The following is a 16697-nucleotide window of genomic DNA, read 5'->3' on the forward strand; positions in this document are numbered from 1 at the left end:
TGGGGCCGGTCGGCGGGGCGGGGTGGGGCGCTTCCCTGGGGGCGGGTTCGGGGGCGGTGTACCCGGCCAAACCCCCCGGTAGGCCGGGCCGTTTCGGTGCGTTCGGTGCCCGGCGCACCGAACGCACAGGGCTATCGGGAGCTACGGCTGCGCCCACCGGCCGCCGCCGATCGTCGGTCTGCCAGGCCGGGCCGAAGCCGGTTCAGACCCAGGTGCCCTTGCCGACCGTGACCACACCGCCGTGGCTGATGGCGAACCGGCTGCTGTCGCGTTCCTGGTCAACTCCGATGATCTCGCCCTCGGACACCATCACGTTCTTGTCCAGGATGGCGCGCCGGACCACCGCGCCGCGTCCGATCCGCACGCCCGGCATCAACACACTGCCCTCGACTGTGGCACCCTCATCGACCTGCACGTTCGCGCTGAGCACCGAATTGCGGACCGTGGCCGCCGACAGGATGCTGCCGGCCCCGACTATGGATTCCTGGGCCAGCCCGCCGCGGGCGAATTTCGCCGGCGGCAGGTTCTCGGCGGCGCCGCGGATGGGCCAGTGCCGGTTGTAGAGGTTGAAAACGGGATTCACCGACACCAGATCCATATGGGCCTCGTAGAAGGCGTCGATCGTGCCGACATCACGCCAGTAGCCGCGATCGCGGTCGGTGGCGCCCGGGACATCGTTATCGGCGAAATCGTAGACGGCGGCCTGTCCCGCGGCGACCAGACCGGGAATGATATCGCCGCCCATATCGTGATCGGAATCGGAATTCTCCGCATCCGCCTTGATCGAATCCACGAGCACCTTGGTGGTGAACACGTAGTTGCCCATGGAGGCGAAGGTCGCATTCGGGTCGTCGGGGATTCCCGGCGGATGGGCCGGTTTTTCCAGGAAACCGACGATACGCCCGGATTCGTCGGAATCGATACAGCCGAATGCGCTCGCCTCGCTGCGCGGCACCCGGATTCCGGCGACCGTCACCCCGGCGCCCGAATCGATATGGCTGGTGACCATCTGCTCCGGATCCATCCGGTAGACGTGATCGGCGCCGAACACCACGATGTAATCGGGATCCTCGTCGTAGATGAGATTCAGCGACTGCATGATCGCGTCGGCGCTCCCGGTGTACCAGCGCGGGCCCAGCCGCTGCTGAGCGGGCACCGGGGTGATGTATTCACCGGCGAAACCCGAGAGCCGCCAGGTCTGCGAAATATGACGGTCCAGGGAATGCGATTTGTATTGGGTGAGGACACACAGCCGGAGGAAACCGGCATTGACCAGATTGCTCAATACGAAGTCGATGAGGCGGTAGGCCCCGCCGAAGGGGACGGCCGGCTTGGCGCGGTCGGCAGTCAGGGGAAAGAGTCGCTTGCCCTCGCCACCGGCGAGCACGATTCCGAGTACGTGCGGCTGGCTCCTCACAGTGCCAAACCTACCGAACCCGGTGGTCGGGGGGCATCGGCCGCTCGGCGGCTTCGGTATATCGGCCGCCCGGCGGCTACCGTGAATCCGTGAGTTCCGTTTCCAGCGGTGCGGACACCGCGCCGGGGTCGCCGGCGGGTGATCCGCTACGGGTGGCCGTGTTGACCCGGGAATATCCGCCGGAGGTATACGGCGGGGCGGGCGTGCATGTCACCGAACTGGTGGCCCGGCTGCGCCGGATGAGCGAGGTGACCGTGCACTGTATGGGGGTGCCGCGGACGGTGGCCCGGGTGCACGATTCGGATCCGGCGCTGGCGGGGGCCAATCCGGCGCTGCAGATGATGTCGGCGCAGCTGCGGATGGCCGATGCCGTGGGCGCGGTGGACCTGGTTCATTCGCATACCTGGTACGCCGGGCTGGCCGGGCATCTCGCGGCGACGCTGTACGGGATCCCGCATGTGGTGACCACGCATTCGCTGGAACCGCGCCGGCCGTGGAAGGCCGAACAGCTCGGTGGCGGATACCGGTTGTCGTCGTGGTCGGAGCGTAACGCGCTGGAGTACGCCGATGCGGTGATCGCGGTGAGCGACTGGATGCGCCGCGATGTCCTCGACGCCTACCCTGCCCTGAATCCGGCCCGGGTGCATGTGGTGCGCAACGGGATCGACGCGGAGGTCTGGTATCCGGGGCCACCGGCCCCGGGCAGTCGGCGGATCCTGGACGAACTGGGGGTGCGCACGGACCGCCCGCTGGTGGTGTTCGTCGGCCGGATCACCCGCCAGAAGGGCGTCGGTCATCTTCTGGCCGCGGCGCGGGAGATCGACCCGGAGATCCAGCTGGTCCTGTGTGCCGGCGCCCCGGACACCCCGCAGCTGGAGGCCGAGGTCGCCGCCGCGGTCGCCGGGCTGCACCGGCAGCGCGACAACCTCTTCTGGGTGCGGGAGATGCTGCCCACCGAACAGATCCGCCAGCTGCTGGCCGCGGCCACGGTTTTCGTCTGCCCGTCGGTCTACGAACCGCTCGGGATCGTCAATCTCGAGGCGATGGCCTGCGCCACCGCCGTGGTCGCCTCCGACGTCGGCGGTATCCCCGAGGTGGTCGCCCACGGCGATACCGGGTGGCTGGTGCATTTCGACGCCGGCGAGACCGCGGCCTACGAGCACGCGCTGGCCGCCGCGATCAACGAACTCGCCGGCGATCCGGCGCGCGCCGCCGAACTGGGGGCCGCCGGCCGCGCCCGCGCCCGGGCGGAATTCGACTGGTACCGCATTGCCGAACAGACCTTGAACGTCTACCGCACGGTGGCGAAACGCTGAGCCGAGCCGGTCGAGGGCATTCAGTATTCTGCGGTCCCCGGGACGAGGCAGAAACCAGGCGGATCAGGCCGAAGAACCGCCGGAGGTGATGTCACCGGCAAGCGGTGCCACCGCCCCGATGATTTCGCCCACCGTCTGTTCGTCCACGCCGGCGGCCGTGAGCGAATCGGTCAGATGCCCGGCTACCAGGTTGAAGTGGTGCATGGTGATACCCCGGCCCTGATGTACCTGTTTCATCGGTGCACCGGTGTAGGGGTCGGGGCCGCCGAGCGCCGCGGCGAAGAACTCGACCTGCTTCCCGCGCAGCCGGGACATATTCGTTCCGGTGAAGAAACCGGCGAGCTGGTCGTCGGCGAGGACTCGGGTATAGAAATCGGCGACGACGGCTTCCAAAGCCTCGTATCCGCCGATCCGTTCGAAGATGGTGGTGGGGGTCGTTGTCTTCTTGCCGAACGTCGGTATCCGCATGCACCAAGCACACCAGGCCGGTATTACCCGGCGATCAGGCCCGAGTCGCAACTGGATTGCCCTGTGTGGCAGCGTGATTGCCCGGCCCTCACAGCCGATCACCGGTCGCGGTGAGAATCGGCGCCGGCCGCGGCGGTATAGGTGCTCACCGTGACCGATGCCGTCACCTCGAAGGGTTCCGGTAGCTGCTCGCCGGTGGCCGCCGTGTGATGGGCGGAGGGGCCCATCGCGACGAGGTGGGCGATATCGGCTCGGGTCAGCGTCATCGAATACTCGACCGCGGCGCTGGTGTCCACCCGGGTGAACAGGCCGGCCATCCCGTCGGCGAGCCGCCGTTCTTTATCGGGGTCGACGGTGACCATTCCGATCGGGCCGATTAATTCCGCCAGATGCCGGACGGTCGGGGTCACCACGAAATACCGGCCACCGGGCGCGAGGCAGCGGGCGACGGCCGCCGGGTTCCGCGGTGCGAACACCGAGAGCGCGGCGGTCAGGGTGTGGTCCCGCAAGGGGAGCCCGCGCCAGGCGTCGGCCACCACGGCCGCGGCGCGGGGATGCGCGCGGGCGCAACGGCGACCCGCAGGTTTGGCGATATCCAGCGCGATACCGCGGGCGGTGGGCACCGCGTCCAGAACGTGCGCCAGATAGTAGCCGGTGCCCGCGCCGATATCCGCGATCACTTCGGCGCCGGGTGGTGGTGCGGTGTCGGATCGAGCGGCCACCGCTGCTTCGGCCACCGCCGCGGCGATCGGCTCGAAAAATCCGGTGCCCTGAAAAGCGGCGCGCGCATCGAGCATCTCGGCGGTGTCGCCGGTGAGTTTGGTCGCGGCACCGGTGAGCAGACTCACATAACCCTGCCGGGCGATATCGAAACTGTGGCCGAGTTCGCAGCGCAGCACCCGGCCCGCGCAAACCAGACCGCGGCCGCATACGGGGCAGCTCAGTACCTCGGCGACCGCGGCCAGCGCCGATTCCTCGGCGGTATCGCTAGCTGGTGACACTCTTCAATTCGTCACCCAGTGCCGCGGCTTCGTCGGGCGTGAGTTCTACGACCAGACGCCCGCCACCCTCGAGCGGGACCCGCATAACGATCCCACGACCTTCCTTGGTTGCCTCGAGGGGACCGTCCCCGGTACGGGGCTTCATGGCCGCCATCCTCTGCTCCCTCCAGATCTGCGCTGTATGCTGCGCACTTGCTCGGATCTCCGATTGTCACCAACCGGGCGGTCCGTCGGTTGAGGCGACGGACCGCACTCGATCCATTCTTCCCTATCGCAGGAGATGGCGGATACTCGACGTCCAAATGTGACCGGTCAGCCGAGGCCGGTGTGCCGGGTATCGACCCAGCATTCGGACAGATGATCGTCCACCATTCCGGTGGCCTGCATCAGTGCGTACGCGGTGGTCGGCCCGACGAAGCGGAAACCGCGCCGCTTCAATTCTTTTGCCAGTGCGGTGGATTCGGGTGTCACCGCGGGAATATCGCCGATTTTGCGCGGGCGCGGCCGCGGTGGGGGAGCGAACGACCAGAGCAGTTCGTCCAGGCCGGTATCGAGTTCGCGGGCGACTTTCGCATTCGCAATACAGGCATCGATTTTGGCGCGATTGCGCACAATCGCCGGATCGGCCAGCAGCCGCGCACGGTCGGCCTCACCGAATTCCGCGACCCGGTCGATCACGAATCCGGCGAACGCGAGCCGGAACGCGGGGCGTTTGCGCAGAATGGTGATCCAGGACAATCCCGACTGGAAGGCCTCCAGGCACAATCGCTCGAACAGGGCGTCGTCGCCGTGCAGCGGGCGACCCCACTCCTGATCGTGATAGTCGCGGTAGATCTGGGAATCGACCGACCACGGGCAGCGGACCAATGTATCAGCGGCGGTCATGAGCGGTCCGGGCCCTGTGCCGCGCCGGTGCTCGCGGACTGCGCCTCGGCGAGCTGGGCCTGTAGTTCATCGATCCGGGCGGCCAGCCGGGCCAGTGCCCAATCGACCTCGCCGGCCTTGTACCCGCGCACGACCTGCTGGAACCGTAGGGCCCGCACATCGGCGCCGGAGATATTCTCCACCGGGAGAATGGTCGCGGTGGTGCCCTCCGGGAGCGGGCCCAGCTCCTCCGACCGGCCGAAGAGCGCACCGGCCAGCAGGAACAACACCGTGGCCACCAAACCCACGATCAGGACGTACAGCAGCAGGGTGAGCATGGATCGAGTCTAGGTGCGCCCGCCGACAAGGGGTTGGGGTCGCCCTGCCCGCCGAATTCTGACAGGCCGACCGCCGTCGTGCAGTGACGTTGTCGGCCGGCCGGAAGTGTGCAGCCCGGCTCGGCTTGTGGACGGCCCCTCGGCGTCGGCCCGACGCAGTCGGCGCCGCGTATGGCTCGGAGCGCTCTCGTGTGTGCTCAGGATGTGCTCGGGTCGTGCCCGCGTGACTCGCAGCTCGGCCTGCGGGGGCGGTGGCAACGGGTGCCTCCAGCCCGCCTCGCGGGCCGCTGCTCGGTAGCGGCCGACACCTGCCATACCTGCGCGTCGCAGCTCGACCGGATCGCGGACGGACGGCAGGTTCGCTGCTCACCGGTCGATCCGCCGGGCCGCTACCGCGTCCGATGACGCACCGATTGTGACGGAGGACGGGTTATCAGAGGTGACGAGTCGTATCGATACCCAGCGACATACCGGCCAGGCCGCGGCGGCGGACCGCGAGCTTATCGGCGACCGCGCGCAGGGCGACAGAGGCCGCGCTGTCCGGGTCGCGCAGCACGATCGGGGTGCCTTCGTCGCCGGCCTCGCGCACGGCCTGCTCGATCGGGATCTGTCCGAGCAGCGGCACCTCGGCGCCGACGGCGCGGGTGAGCCGATCGGCGACCGCCTGCCCGCCGCCGGAGCCGTACAGTTCCATCCGGCTGCCGTCGGGCAGATCCAGCCAGGACATGTTCTCCACCACCCCGGCGATGCGCTGCCTGGTTTGCAAGGCGATGGCGCCCGCGCGTTCGGCGACCTCGGCGGCGGCGATCTGCGGGGTGGTGACCACCAGGATCTCCGCGTTCGGGATCAGCTGGGCGATGGAAATCGCCACATCACCGGTGCCGGGCGGCAGATCCAGCAGCAGAACGTCCAGATCGCCCCAGAAAACGTCCGCCAGGAACTGTTGCAGCGCGCGGTGCAGCATCGGCCCGCGCCACACCACCGGGGTGTTGCCCTGGGTGAACTGCGCGATCGAGATCATCTTCACGTCGTGCGCGACCGGCGGCATGATCATCCGCTCGACCTGGGTGGGCCGGGCATCGGTGCCGAGCATCCGGGGGATGGAATGGCCGTAGATATCGGCATCCAGCACTCCGACCGACAGGCCGCGGTCGGCGAGCGCGGCGGCGAGGTTCACCGTAACGCTCGATTTACCGACCCCGCCCTTTCCGGACGCGACCGCATACACGCGGGTGAGCGAACCGGGCTGGGCGAACGGGATCACCGGTTCGGCGGAATCGCCGCGCAACTGTTTGCGCAGTTCGGTGCGCTGTTCGTCGCTCATCACATCGAGCTCGACCGATACCGCACCGACCCCGGGCACATCGGCCACCGCGGTACTGACCCGCTGGGTGATCTCGGTGCGCAACGGGCATCCGGCGGTGGTCAGGTACACCTCGATATGCACATTGCTGTCCGGATCGATCCCGATGCTTTTCACCATGCCCAGTTCGGTGATCGGTTTGCGGATCTCCGGGTCGTCGACCTTCGCGAGGGCGCCCCGCACCTCCGCTTCCGTTACCACTGGCATAGTGCCGATGGTAGTGCCGTCAGATCTTGGGGAGTTCCGCGGGCTGTGGTGCGATCCCGGTCTTGTACGACTGGGCCCAGGCCATGACGTTCGCGACATAGGCCATCGAGTTGTTGTAGCGCAGGATGGCCCTGGTCTGCTGGGCGGGATCGTTCATATCGAGATCGCCCGAGCACAGGTACTTACCGGCGGTCAGGGTCGCGTCGTAGTAGTTCTGCGGATCGGAGATCCCGTCGCGGTTGCCGTCCGCCGCGTAATGGGTCCAGGTTTCCGGCAGGAACTGCATCGGACCCACCGCGCGGTCGTAGCCGCCGAAACCGTCGAGCGCGCCGCCGTCGGAGTCGTGGATGACATTGTTGCCCGCCAGGCTCCCGTCGAGCGCCGGGCCGAACACCGGGGACAACGCATTACCGTCGGCGTCCGCCTTGCCGTTGTACATATGGGTGGATTCGACGCGGCCGATACCGGCCAGCGTCGTCCAGGACATATTGCAGCCCGGATTCTCCTCGGCCAGGACCTGCTCGGCCTGGAGATAGGCGTCCTGGGCGATCCCCGGAATACCCGATGGGGCCACCGGAAGGTCGTTACGAGCCCGGTCCGGGTCCAGCGCAACCGTTTTCACCTCGACCGGCGCCTCCGGCGACTGCTTGGCCATCGCGTGCATCACCGTGTCGTCGAACGAGGCGGGTGCCATGGCTTGGCCGGGGGCGGCGCCCACGGCGGACATATGCATTTCGACCGAGGCCGCGGTGGGGTCGGTGGCCATCGCCGCGGCGGCATTGGTGGCCACGACACCCGCCGGTACCAAACCGGTGAGTGCGATAACCGAACCTCGGGTAACAGTGGCAGGTTGTTGTTTACGGTGACGCCCCACGTGCTCAAAGCCCTTCATCTCAACCACAAGCCTGCGGCCGCGGCCGGACTCGTTGCCCGGCCGTGACCTTCGCCGTCGAGACTACCGCATCCGAGACCAGTTCGTTACTACCTCGTGACCATTATTTCGGCGTGAATGCGACGTCGGCGGGGAAGGAAAGCGGCGGCGCCGCATACGGACCCAGCGCCCGTCGCAACGGAGCCGCGGTCGCGGACACTCGGGCGAGCACGAGAGGCCGAACAGCGCACAGCGGTTGGCGGTTGCGCTGATCCAGGAGTCCGTGCCGGTAAGTACGGCAGTTCGCTCAGGACCGGGCAATCCCGGGCTGTCGGCGTTATCGCCGGTCCCGCCGATAGTTGGGGCTAGGAACGGCGGGGCCTCGCGAGCCGATCAGGGCCGCTGGAGATCTCGCGGGCCCGGGTCGGCGCCGAGTCCGGCGGCAAGCCCCACCCGCTCCGGGATCCAGCGGGCGAGGCGGGCGTCTGTGCCGGGGCCGATCGGCCGGCGACGGCACCCGTCCCGCGTCCGCGAGTGTGGGCGCCGTCGGCCGGAGTGATCAGGCAGGCGCGCCGGCCGGAACCGGGGCGGTATCGACGGGCGGGGGTGGCACCGCGTCCGCGGGTGTGGGGGCCGCCGGGCCGGGAACCAATGCGATCGGCAGCGGGATGACCAGCCCGCCCGGCAGGGTGATGGAGGGTGGTGCGGGCGCTGGAGCCGGGGCCGCCTGCACGTCCGGGTTGTCCGCCGGCGCGGGAGGTGCCGCGTCGTTCTGCGGTTCCCCTTGTGGTGCAGGCGCTTCCGGTGCGGGCGCGTCCGGGGCTGCGGGTGCCGGGGCTCCCGGTGCGGCCTGGGTGCCCGGCCCGGCGGGCGCGCCGGGCGTCGCGGGTGCGCCGGGCGCGGCCGGAGCGCCGGGCCCGGGGGCGGGAAGCGCTTGGCCGACCTTCGGCGACCCCGGCGCGGGCGGGCAGAGCAAACCGCAGGGGATGGGCGGCAAACCGGGGATCCGGATCATCGGTTCGGGACGCGGGGTCTGCACCGCCAGTTCGGGCGGGGGCGGTGGAACCGGGGTATCCGTCTGCGCGGCAAGCAGGTCCGGCGACCCGGGCGGGAGCTGGGTGGGCGCACTACCGGGCGGGACGAGGTCCGGGGACGGGATGACCGGCGCGGCCCGGCCGCCGGTGCGGTAGGCGGCCGACCAGCTCAGCACGTTGGCCGCATACGACATCGAGTTGTTGTAGCGCAGTACGGCGCGCAGTTCCTGTTGCGGGTCGCGCAGATTCAGCCCGCCCGAGCACAGGTACTTACCGGCGCCCAGGGCGGCGTCGAAAACATTGTGCGGGTCGCTGTGGCCGTCGGCGTTGCCGTCGGCGGCGTAGCGTGACCAGGTACCGGGCAGGAACTGCATGGGGCCCAGCGCGCGGACGTATCCACCGTCGGTGGACCGGATGACCTCGTTACCCGGCAGTGTGCCGTCCAGTGCCGGACCGAAGATGGGCGGGTTGGTGGTTCCGGCGGCGTCGGTACGCCCGTTGCTCGCATGTCCCGATTCGATCCGGCCGATTCCGGCGAGCAGGTTCCAGGTGAGTCCGCAGCCGGGTGTCGAGGACTGCAGGGCCAGTTCGGCGTTGCGGTAGGCGGCCAGCACGATCTCCGGGATACCGAATGCGCCGCTACCACTGGGCAGGGCGATGCTCTGTAACGGAACGGTACCGGCGAAGGGTGGGATTCCGTCGGCCGGCACCGGGCTAAGGGCCCGGAGTTTCCGGGGCGTGGAGGGCTCGACCGGCAGCATTCCGAGTGTCTGGGTCAATGGTGCTTCGACGTCTTCGGTGGTATCTCCGACCTGTCCGGCGTTCGCCGCGAGTCTGGCTCCGGGAGCTTCCGGCGGTGTCGACGACATGGTGGTGTGGGCGGCGGAACCACTCGCTACCAGGCCCGCCATGACCAGAGCCGACATTGCCACAGGGGTAGGTATCCGCATTCGGCTCCACCGTTCCTCTATGTCACAGGTGAGCGACCGTCTCGGACATTCCCGCACGGCGCGCTCGGGACAACGTGATCCAGGTTACCTACCGGTCAGGAGCATATTGTGGATTTCCGGTCATTCATCGGCGACAGGCGGTGAAATCGGGCCCGTAACCGCCTTGTGACCGGAGGTTTTCTTGCGTTTCGGCTTGGTTGCTTTGTCGGGGCCGCGCGTCGGCCCGACCCCCGTGGTGTACTCGATTCGCTCCAGCGCGTCGCGGATCTCCTCGAGTTCGCGGCGCAGATAATCACGGGTCGCGACCTCGCCTACCGCCAGGCGCAGCGCGGCCAGCTCCCGGGCCAGGAACTCGGTATCGGCCTTGGTCTGCGCGGCCCGCAGGCGGTCTTCTTCGAGGGAGACCCGGTCGCGGTTGTCCTGCCGGTTCTGTGCCAGCAGGATCAGCGGTGCGGCATAGGCGGCCTGGGTGGAGAACGCGAGGTTCAGCAGGATGAAGGGGTAGGGGTCCCAGCGCAGGGTGATCACGAAAACGTTCAGCACGATCCAGACGATCACCACCACCGTCTGGATCGCGAGATAGCGTCCGGTGCCCAGGAACCGGGCGACCCGCTCGCTGCCGCGCGCCAATGCCTCCGCGTCCCAATCGAAGCGGAATCGGGTTCCGACGGGTGTTTCCAGTCGCTGCCGCGCGCTCGAGACCGCCCGGCCCGCCGTGGTCTTATCGGTCACGGCCGCACACCTTCGTACAGTTGTTCGTCCTCACGCCAATCGGGCGGCAGCAGATGGTCGAGGACATCGTCGACGCTCACCGCTCCCAGCAGATGGTTCTGTTCGTCGACCACCGGCCCGCACACGAGGTTGTAGGTGGCGAAGTACCGGGTCACCGCCGCGAGCGGCAGTTCCGGCCGCAGGGTCGCCAGATCGGCATCCAGGATCCCGCCCACCAGATGCGCCGGCGGTTCGCGCAACAGTTGCTGCAGATGGACACATCCCAGATAGCGGCCGGTGGGGGTGGCCGTCGGCGGACGGACGACGAACACCACCGACGCCAGCGCAGGCGTCAGATCGGGATCACGGACCCGGGCCAGCGCCTCGGCCACCGTGGTCGACGGCGACAGGACCACCGGTTCCGGGGTCATGAGCCCGCCCGCGGTATCCGGGGAATGCTCGAGCAGCCGGCGCACCGGCTCGGATTCCTGCGGATCCATCAGTGTCAGCAGGGATTCGGCCTCGTTCTCCGGTAGGCCGCCCAGCAGGTCGGCGGCATCGTCGGGGTCCATCGCCTCGAGCACATCGGCCGCGCGGGTCATCTCCAGCTGGCCGAGCAGTTCCAGCTGGTCGTCACCGGAGAGTTCCTGGACGACATCGGCGAGGCGCTCGTCGTCGAGGGCGAGCGCCACCTCCAGGCGTCGTTTGGCGGGCAGTTCCCGCAGCATATGCGCGACATCGGCCGCGCGCCGGCCTTCGAACTGTTCGAGCAATGTGCTGACGTCCTGGCCGGGACGGTCGATCTCGTACGGCGTCAGGCCCTCGACCCGGGCCCAGTCCACCACATGCACCGTGCGCCGCCGCCCCAGCCGGCGATGTCCGCGCACCGCGACCCGGGCGACCCGCCAGTCCCGGGTGCGGGTCAGCGTGATCCCGAGATCCACCACGAAAACATCCACCCCCGCCAGATCCGGGAGATCGGGATCGTCGACATGCACCGTGGAATCCACGATCTGCGCCATGGCCAGCAGTTCCCCGGGCCGCTGCGCGAACCGCCGCAGGCTGACGTTACCGGTGTGCAGCGTGACCGAACCGGGTTCGATACTGGTCACCCGCAGCATCGGGACGAAGATCCGCCGCCGGGTCGGCAACTCCACCACCAGACCGTGTACACGCGGTTCCTGCCGGTCGTACCGGATGGCCACCACCACGTCGCGTACGCGGCCGATAGACTCGCCGTCCGGCCCCAGCACCGCCAGGCCGGTCAGCCTGGCGACATACACCCTGGTAGCTGCCATGAGTGCCAGGCTAGATGTTCGGGGGCCGGACCGGGTCGACCACAGGAGTGTTGATGAAGCCGCGCCGTTCCGTCCTTGCCGTGCCGGGCAGCAGCCCGAAAATGATCGCCAAGGCCAAGGGCCTGCCGGTCGACGAGGTGTTCCTGGATCTCGAGGATGCCGTCGCCCCCGGGGCGAAAGCCGCCGCCCGCGCCAATATCGTGGCCGCCCTCAACGATTCCGGCTGGGGCGAGCAGCTGCGGGTGGTCCGGGTGAACGACTGGACCACCCAGTGGACCTACGCCGATGTGATCTCCGTGGTCGACGGCGCCGGTACCGCGCTCGACGCGATCCTGCTGCCCAAAGTCACCGACGCCGGTCAGGTGCGCGCCCTCGACCTGCTGCTGAGCCAATTGGAGCGCGCCAACGGCATCGAACCCGGCCGGATCGGGATCGAACCGCAGATCGAGAACGCGCTGGGACTGCGCAATATCGACGAGATCGCCACCGCCAGCCCCCGGGTGCAGACGCTGGTCTTCGGGCCCGCGGATTTCATGGCGAGTATCAATATGCGCACCCTCGTGGTCGGCGAGCAGCCCGAGGGCTACGACACCGGCGACGCCTACCACCACATCTTGATGACCATCCTGCTCACCGCCCGCGCACACGGCCTGCAGGCCATCGACGGCCCTTATCTGCAGATTCGCGATATCGACGGTTTCCGGCGCGCGGCCGGACGCACCGCAGCCCTCGGCTTCGACGGCAAATGGGTACTGCACCCCAGCCAGGTCGACGCCGCCAACGAAATCTTCAGCCCCCGCCAAGCCGATTACGACCACGCCGAAATGATCCTCGACGCCTACGCCTATCACACCTCCGCCGAGGGCGGCGCGCGCGGAGCCGTGATGCTGGGCGACGAAATGATCGATGAGGCCAGCGCGAAAATGGCGGTCGTCATCGCGGAAAAAGGCCGCGCCGCAGGAATGAAAAGAACGACGACCTTTACTGCGCATGAGTAAATAGATCGCCGATACGACTACAAGTGCTCACTCCGACCACGCATCCGGCCTGTTCGGGCATGACGCAACCAGCAGCCGTGCCGAGTCTTACGAGGCCCTGAGAGGTTTTGGCCCGTCCCAGCATTACCCGCTCGATGCGATTCGGCGCAGCCGCGAGCATCGAGTGCGGAAAGCAGGGACCAAGGGGGGCCAAAACCCTGTGCCGCCGGAGGCGGCACAATATATACATGACTAATCCCCTGGGGAGTTCGAATCGGGGCAGACAGGGTCTGCCCACGCCGCCTTCGGGATGGCCGGTCGGTTCGTATCCGACCTATGCCGAGGCGCAGCGTGCCGTGGATTATCTGGCGGACAATCAGTTCCCGGTGCAGAACGTGACCATCGTCGGCGTCGATCTCATGCAGGTCGAGCGGGTGCTGTATCGGCTGAACTGGGGCAAGGTCATCGGCGGGGGTGTGGTGTCGGGGGCCTGGCTCGGCTTGTTCCTGGGTTTGCTGTTGAGCTTGTTCACCACCAACGGGATGGCGGGTCCGCTGCTGGTGGGTCTGGTCGGCGGCATCATCTTCGGGGTCATCTCGACCACGATCCCGTACGCCGCGACTCGTGGTCAGCGTGATTTCGCGTCGACCATGCAGTTGGTGGCGGGCCGTTACGACGTGCTGTGCGATCCGAAGACCGCCGAACAGGCGCGGGATATGCTCGCCCGGCTGGCCATCTAGCGGATGGATGTGATCGAGCGGGTGCGCGCCGCGGTGGTGCGCCATTTCGAGGTGGACACGGCCGTTGTGGACACCGCGTCGGTGACGTTCCTGGGGCTCGAACCCATCGAGATCCTGCGGATTCCCGGCGACGGTGTGGTGCATTACGCGACCGTCGGCGGTTCCCGGCATCCGATGGGTGACCCGTCCGCCGTTCTGGCGGACCCGGTCCGCGGGCCCCGGGCCGAACTGCTGCTCACCTTGCGGGCCGGGTCGGGCAGCGGCGCCGGGGTGGCCCGGTCGCTGGGTGTGCTCGCGGCGTCGCCCGCGGTGGAAGGGGTTGTCCTGCAGGCGGATGCTCTGCTGGATATGGGCGAGCCGCTGTGGCGCGACGCTCCGTTCACCGCCGTATTGCTGGGCTCCGGGGAGATACCGGACGTGGAGCTGCCCGACCCGGCCGACCCGGTCCAGTATTTCGCGGTGACGCCGGTGACGGCCACCGAGGCCGCATGGGTGCGTGTGCGCGGCGCGCAGGCGCTGCGCGACGCCTGGGCCGAAGCCGGGATCGATGTGCTCGACCCGGCCCGCGGCGCGGCCTCATTGTGATTCCCTGCGGCGTGGCCGGGCTGTGATTCAGAGCCAGTTGTTGCGGCGGAACAGGGCCAGCAGGGTGCCGCAGACGGCGAAGATGAACAGGAGCACCACCGGATAACCCCAGGTGGTTTTCAGTTCCGGCATATGTTCGAAATTCATCCCGTAGATTCCGGCGATCATGGTGGGTACGGCGGCCACCGCCACCCACGCCGATATCTTGCGCATATCCGTATTCTGCTGAACGGTGATCTTGGCGAGGGCCGCGTTGATGAGTGAGCTCAGTGCATCGTCGAAATCGGTGATCCGTTCCGCGACCGTGGTGTGATGGTCGGCGACGTCACGCAGATAGCGCCGGATCTCCGCGTCCAACGGCAGGTCCGTGTTGTGGACAAGTGTGTGTAGCGGCAGTGCCAGTGGATTCACCGCCCGGCGCAGTTCCACCACTTCTCGTTTCAGCTGATAGATCGATTCGACGGTGACCGGGGACCGGGGAGTGAAGATTTCCTCTTCCATGGCGTCGATATCGAATTCCACCGATTGCACGACCTCGATATAGGAGTCGACGACATGGTCGGCTATCGCGTGCAGGACCGAGCCGGGGCCCAGGCGTAACCGCTCGGGATCCGCCTCCAGTCCGCGCCGCACCACCGAAAGCGGTGAATGTTCACCGTGCCGGACGGCGATGACGAAATCCGGCGCGATGAATATCAGCAGCTCGCCGGTTTCCACGATCTCGCTGACGGTGTGCAGTTCGTGTTCCCGGTAAGCGACGGTACGCATAACCATCACCAGCGTCGTGTCGTAGCGTTCGAGTTTCGGCCGCTGGTGGGCCTGCACCGCATCCTCGACGGCCAGCGCGTGCAGCCCGAACGTCTCGGCGACCTCGGCCATCTGGGCGGCATCGGGATCGTGCAGGCCGAGCCAGACGAATCCACCGTGTTCGCGCGCGGCAGTCAGCGCGCTGCGGTGGGTGTGCCGCCCCGGGAGCCGCTCACCGTCCACATAGACAGCGCAATCGACGACCGCGCGGGCGGTGGGCACCCGGATATGCGTGGCCGGACGGGAATGCCGCGACCGTCCCGGACCGTGGAACGGCAGCGGCAGTGAGGGCACGCCGCCGATGCTAGTCCGCCCGCGCGAACGGCAGCGGGAACCCGCACTGACAGACTGGATGGCGTGCGCATCGACCTGCATACCCACACCACCGCTTCCGACGGCACCGATACCCCGGCCGATCTGGTGCGGAACGCGGCTGCTGCCGGTCTGGACGTGGTCGCGATCACCGATCACGACACCACCGCCGGCTGGGCCGAGGCCGAGGCGGCGCGTCCGGCCGGGCTGTCGCTGGTCCGGGGGATGGAAATGTCGTGTATCGGCCGCGGTGTCGACGGCTGGCCGGTATCGGTGCATCTACTGGCCTACCTGTTCGACCCGGCCGACGCCGGTTTCGCGGCTGAACGTGAACGCTTACGCGGCGAACGGGTCCAGCGCCTACGCGCGATGGCCGAGCAGATGGCCGCCGACGGATTACCCGTGGACCCGGACGCCGTACTCGCCTCGGCCGGCCCGGCCGCCGGGCGCCCGCATCTGGCTCGCGCCCTGGTGGAGGCGGGTGTGGTGCCGAGTGTGGAAGCCGCTTTCGCGCAGTTGCTGGCCGCTGACGGCCATTACTACGTGGAGAAGGCCGATACACCGCTGCACCGGGCGGTGGAGATGATCGCCGATGCGGGCGGGGTGAGCGTGCTCGCGCACGGCCGGGCCCGCTCCCGTGGCCGGCTGCTCGACCTGGGCGAGATCCCGGACCTCGCCGCGCTCGGGCTGGGCGGGCTGGAAATCGACCACCCCGACCACAGCGCGCGGGATCGGGCCGTGTTGCGCGAGCTGGCCGGCGAATACGGCCTGCTGGCAACTGGGTCCTCGGACTATCACGGTGCGAACAAAACCATCGCGCTGGGCGCCCGCACCACCGACCCGGCACAGTTCGAGAAGCTCGCCGGCCGAGCCACCGGTGTGCCGGTGCTCGCGTCATGAAAGTCGTGCGCGGACTCAGCGGGTCCATCGCCGCCGGGTTGGTCGTCCTGGCCTGTGTGGTGGTGGGCGCGGCAATGATCGGAGCCCGCCGCGGATTCCCGGGGCCGGGCGCGGAATCGGTCGGCTGGCATATCGCGGTCGCGGCGATGGCCGTTGCGGCGCAGGTCTATTCGGACCGTAAACGCGGCGCCACCTCCGTCGCCGTCGCCGCGCTTGTCCTGTGCGCCGCAACATTCCTGCTCTGGACCCAATGGTGGAGCTGACCCGTATCGTCCGGCCCGATACCCCCACCACCCGATCGGCAACATCGAGCCGCCCCCCCCAACTCACAACCCCAACGCAACCAGCGGCACCGCCGAGTCCAGCGAGGCCTGAAGGTTCCGCCCCACCAACAAACCCAACGCAACCAGCGGCGGTGCCGAGTCCAGCGAGGCCCTGAAAGGTTTCGGCCCGTCCCTGCTTTCCGTGCTCGATGCGATGCGGCGCAGCCGCGAGCATCGAGTGCGTAAAGCAGGGACCAAAGGGGCCGAAACCCGCG

General features: G+C 68.2%; 18 protein-coding genes. 6 read left to right on the top strand and 12 right to left on the bottom strand.

The features are described 5' to 3' along the window. Positions 1–202 precede the first annotated feature (202 nt). Complete coding sequence (glgC, locus tag QH196_RS18880) at positions 203–1417, bottom strand: glucose-1-phosphate adenylyltransferase (RefSeq protein WP_280417122.1); 1215 nt, start codon at positions 1415–1417, stop codon at positions 203–205. 89 nt (positions 1418–1506) lie between these two features. Between glgC and glgA the strand changes: the two genes are divergently transcribed. Continuing rightward, entirely contained in the window at positions 1507–2733 is a 1227-nt protein-coding gene (gene glgA / locus QH196_RS18885) for a glycogen synthase (RefSeq protein WP_280417123.1), read from the top strand. Between the two features lie 63 nt (positions 2734–2796). On the opposite strand, the gene QH196_RS18890 is transcribed toward glgA, so the two are convergent. From QH196_RS18890 to QH196_RS18935, 10 genes are all read right to left on the bottom strand, one after another. Further along, positions 2797–3201 (bottom strand): group I truncated hemoglobin, encoded by a 405-nt coding sequence (locus QH196_RS18890; protein ID WP_280417124.1) that lies wholly within the window; start codon positions 3199–3201, stop codon positions 2797–2799. 98 nt (positions 3202–3299) lie between these two features. After that, positions 3300–4202 carry a putative RNA methyltransferase gene (locus QH196_RS18895; protein ID WP_280417125.1) on the bottom strand — a complete coding sequence of 301 codons (903 nt, stop codon included), beginning with the start codon at positions 4200–4202 and terminating at the stop codon, positions 3300–3302. Then, on the bottom strand, positions 4189–4356 hold the full coding sequence (locus tag QH196_RS18900; protein WP_011211259.1) for a DUF3117 domain-containing protein: 168 nt from the start codon (positions 4354–4356) through the stop codon (positions 4189–4191). The genes QH196_RS18895 and QH196_RS18900 overlap by 14 nt, the downstream gene beginning before the upstream one ends. Positions 4357–4514: 158 nt before the next feature. After that, the gene (locus tag QH196_RS18905) at positions 4515–5087 is read right to left on the bottom strand and encodes a DNA-3-methyladenine glycosylase I (RefSeq protein WP_280417126.1); all 573 of its coding nucleotides are present in this window, start codon (positions 5085–5087) and stop codon (positions 4515–4517) included. Beyond that, on the bottom strand, positions 5084–5404 hold the full coding sequence (locus tag QH196_RS18910; RefSeq protein ID WP_280417127.1) for a DivIVA domain-containing protein: 321 nt from the start codon (positions 5402–5404) through the stop codon (positions 5084–5086). The genes QH196_RS18905 and QH196_RS18910 overlap by 4 nt, the downstream gene beginning before the upstream one ends. A gap of 433 nt (positions 5405–5837) precedes the next feature. Next, positions 5838–6974, bottom strand: coding sequence for an Mrp/NBP35 family ATP-binding protein (locus tag QH196_RS18915; RefSeq protein WP_280417128.1), 1137 nt, complete (start codon positions 6972–6974; stop codon positions 5838–5840). A 19-nt stretch (positions 6975–6993) separates the two neighbouring features. Continuing rightward, a complete protein-coding gene (locus tag QH196_RS18920) occupies positions 6994–7848 on the bottom strand; it encodes a lytic transglycosylase domain-containing protein (RefSeq protein ID WP_280417136.1) in 855 nt (284 codons plus the stop codon). A 556-nt stretch (positions 7849–8404) separates the two neighbouring features. Next, on the bottom strand, positions 8405–9805 hold the full coding sequence (locus tag QH196_RS18925; protein WP_348538087.1) for a lytic transglycosylase domain-containing protein: 1401 nt from the start codon (positions 9803–9805) through the stop codon (positions 8405–8407). A gap of 144 nt (positions 9806–9949) precedes the next feature. Next, positions 9950–10561 (bottom strand): DUF1003 domain-containing protein, encoded by a 612-nt coding sequence (locus QH196_RS18930; protein ID WP_280417130.1) that lies wholly within the window; start codon positions 10559–10561, stop codon positions 9950–9952. Next, positions 10558–11838, bottom strand: a complete 1281-nt coding sequence (locus QH196_RS18935) for a magnesium transporter MgtE N-terminal domain-containing protein (RefSeq protein ID WP_280417131.1) — start codon at positions 11836–11838, stop codon at positions 10558–10560. The genes QH196_RS18930 and QH196_RS18935 overlap by 4 nt, the downstream gene beginning before the upstream one ends. 53 nt (positions 11839–11891) lie before the next feature. On the opposite strand from QH196_RS18935, the gene QH196_RS18940 reads away from it, so the two are divergent. The 3 genes from QH196_RS18940 (at position 11892) to QH196_RS18950 (ending at position 14140) form a co-directional block, all read left to right on the top strand. Beyond that, positions 11892–12836, top strand: a complete 945-nt coding sequence (locus QH196_RS18940) for an HpcH/HpaI aldolase/citrate lyase family protein (RefSeq protein WP_280417132.1) — start codon at positions 11892–11894, stop codon at positions 12834–12836. Between the two features lie 227 nt (positions 12837–13063). Further along, complete coding sequence (locus tag QH196_RS18945; protein WP_033243303.1) at positions 13064–13555, top strand: general stress protein; 492 nt, start codon at positions 13064–13066, stop codon at positions 13553–13555. Between the two features lie 3 nt (positions 13556–13558). Next, a complete protein-coding gene (locus QH196_RS18950; protein ID WP_280417133.1) occupies positions 13559–14140 on the top strand; it encodes a suppressor of fused domain protein in 582 nt (193 codons plus the stop codon). Between the two features lie 27 nt (positions 14141–14167). Here the strand turns inward: QH196_RS18950 and QH196_RS18955 are convergent, their stop codons facing one another. Then, positions 14168–15241 carry a magnesium and cobalt transport protein CorA gene (locus QH196_RS18955; protein ID WP_432279513.1) on the bottom strand — a complete coding sequence of 358 codons (1074 nt, stop codon included), beginning with the start codon at positions 15239–15241 and terminating at the stop codon, positions 14168–14170. Positions 15242–15304: 63 nt separating this feature from the next. On the opposite strand from QH196_RS18955, the gene QH196_RS18960 reads away from it, so the two are divergent. Both QH196_RS18960 and QH196_RS18965 read left to right on the top strand, forming a co-directional pair. Next, positions 15305–16159, top strand: a complete 855-nt coding sequence (locus tag QH196_RS18960) for a PHP domain-containing protein (RefSeq protein ID WP_280417134.1) — start codon at positions 15305–15307, stop codon at positions 16157–16159. Next, positions 16156–16422, top strand: a complete 267-nt coding sequence (locus QH196_RS18965; RefSeq protein WP_280417135.1) for a hypothetical protein — start codon at positions 16156–16158, stop codon at positions 16420–16422. Before QH196_RS18960 ends, QH196_RS18965 begins: the two co-directional genes overlap by 4 nt. The last annotated feature ends 275 nt before the right edge of the window (positions 16423–16697 follow it).

It is taken from the genome of Nocardia carnea (genome assembly GCF_029868325.1).
In the GTDB taxonomy this organism is placed as follows: Bacteria; Actinomycetota; Actinomycetes; order Mycobacteriales; family Mycobacteriaceae; genus Nocardia; species Nocardia carnea_C.

What these genes read in the sequence shown, in the direction of transcription:
- QH196_RS18890 (WP_280417124.1), bottom strand. Translation starts at nt 3,201, where the DNA reads ATGCGGATACCGACGTTCGGCAAGAAGACAACGACCCCCACCACCATC.
- QH196_RS18900 (WP_011211259.1), bottom strand. Translation starts at nt 4,356, where the DNA reads ATGGCGGCCATGAAGCCCCGTACCGGGGACGGTCCCCTCGAGGCAACC.
- QH196_RS18905 (WP_280417126.1), bottom strand. Translation starts at nt 5,087, where the DNA reads ATGACCGCCGCTGATACATTGGTCCGCTGCCCGTGGTCGGTCGATTCC.
- QH196_RS18910 (WP_280417127.1), bottom strand. Translation starts at nt 5,404, where the DNA reads ATGCTCACCCTGCTGCTGTACGTCCTGATCGTGGGTTTGGTGGCCACG.
- QH196_RS18915 (WP_280417128.1), bottom strand. Translation starts at nt 6,974, where the DNA reads ATGCCAGTGGTAACGGAAGCGGAGGTGCGGGGCGCCCTCGCGAAGGTC.
- QH196_RS18925 (WP_348538087.1), bottom strand. Translation starts at nt 9,805, where the DNA reads ATGTCGGCTCTGGTCATGGCGGGCCTGGTAGCGAGTGGTTCCGCCGCC.
- QH196_RS18935 (WP_280417131.1), bottom strand. Translation starts at nt 11,838, where the DNA reads ATGGCAGCTACCAGGGTGTATGTCGCCAGGCTGACCGGCCTGGCGGTG.
- QH196_RS18940 (WP_280417132.1), top strand. Translation starts at nt 11,892, where the DNA reads ATGAAGCCGCGCCGTTCCGTCCTTGCCGTGCCGGGCAGCAGCCCGAAA.
- QH196_RS18945 (WP_033243303.1), top strand. Translation starts at nt 13,064, where the DNA reads ATGACTAATCCCCTGGGGAGTTCGAATCGGGGCAGACAGGGTCTGCCC.
- QH196_RS18950 (WP_280417133.1), top strand. Translation starts at nt 13,559, where the DNA reads ATGGATGTGATCGAGCGGGTGCGCGCCGCGGTGGTGCGCCATTTCGAG.
- QH196_RS18965 (WP_280417135.1), top strand. Translation starts at nt 16,156, where the DNA reads ATGAAAGTCGTGCGCGGACTCAGCGGGTCCATCGCCGCCGGGTTGGTC.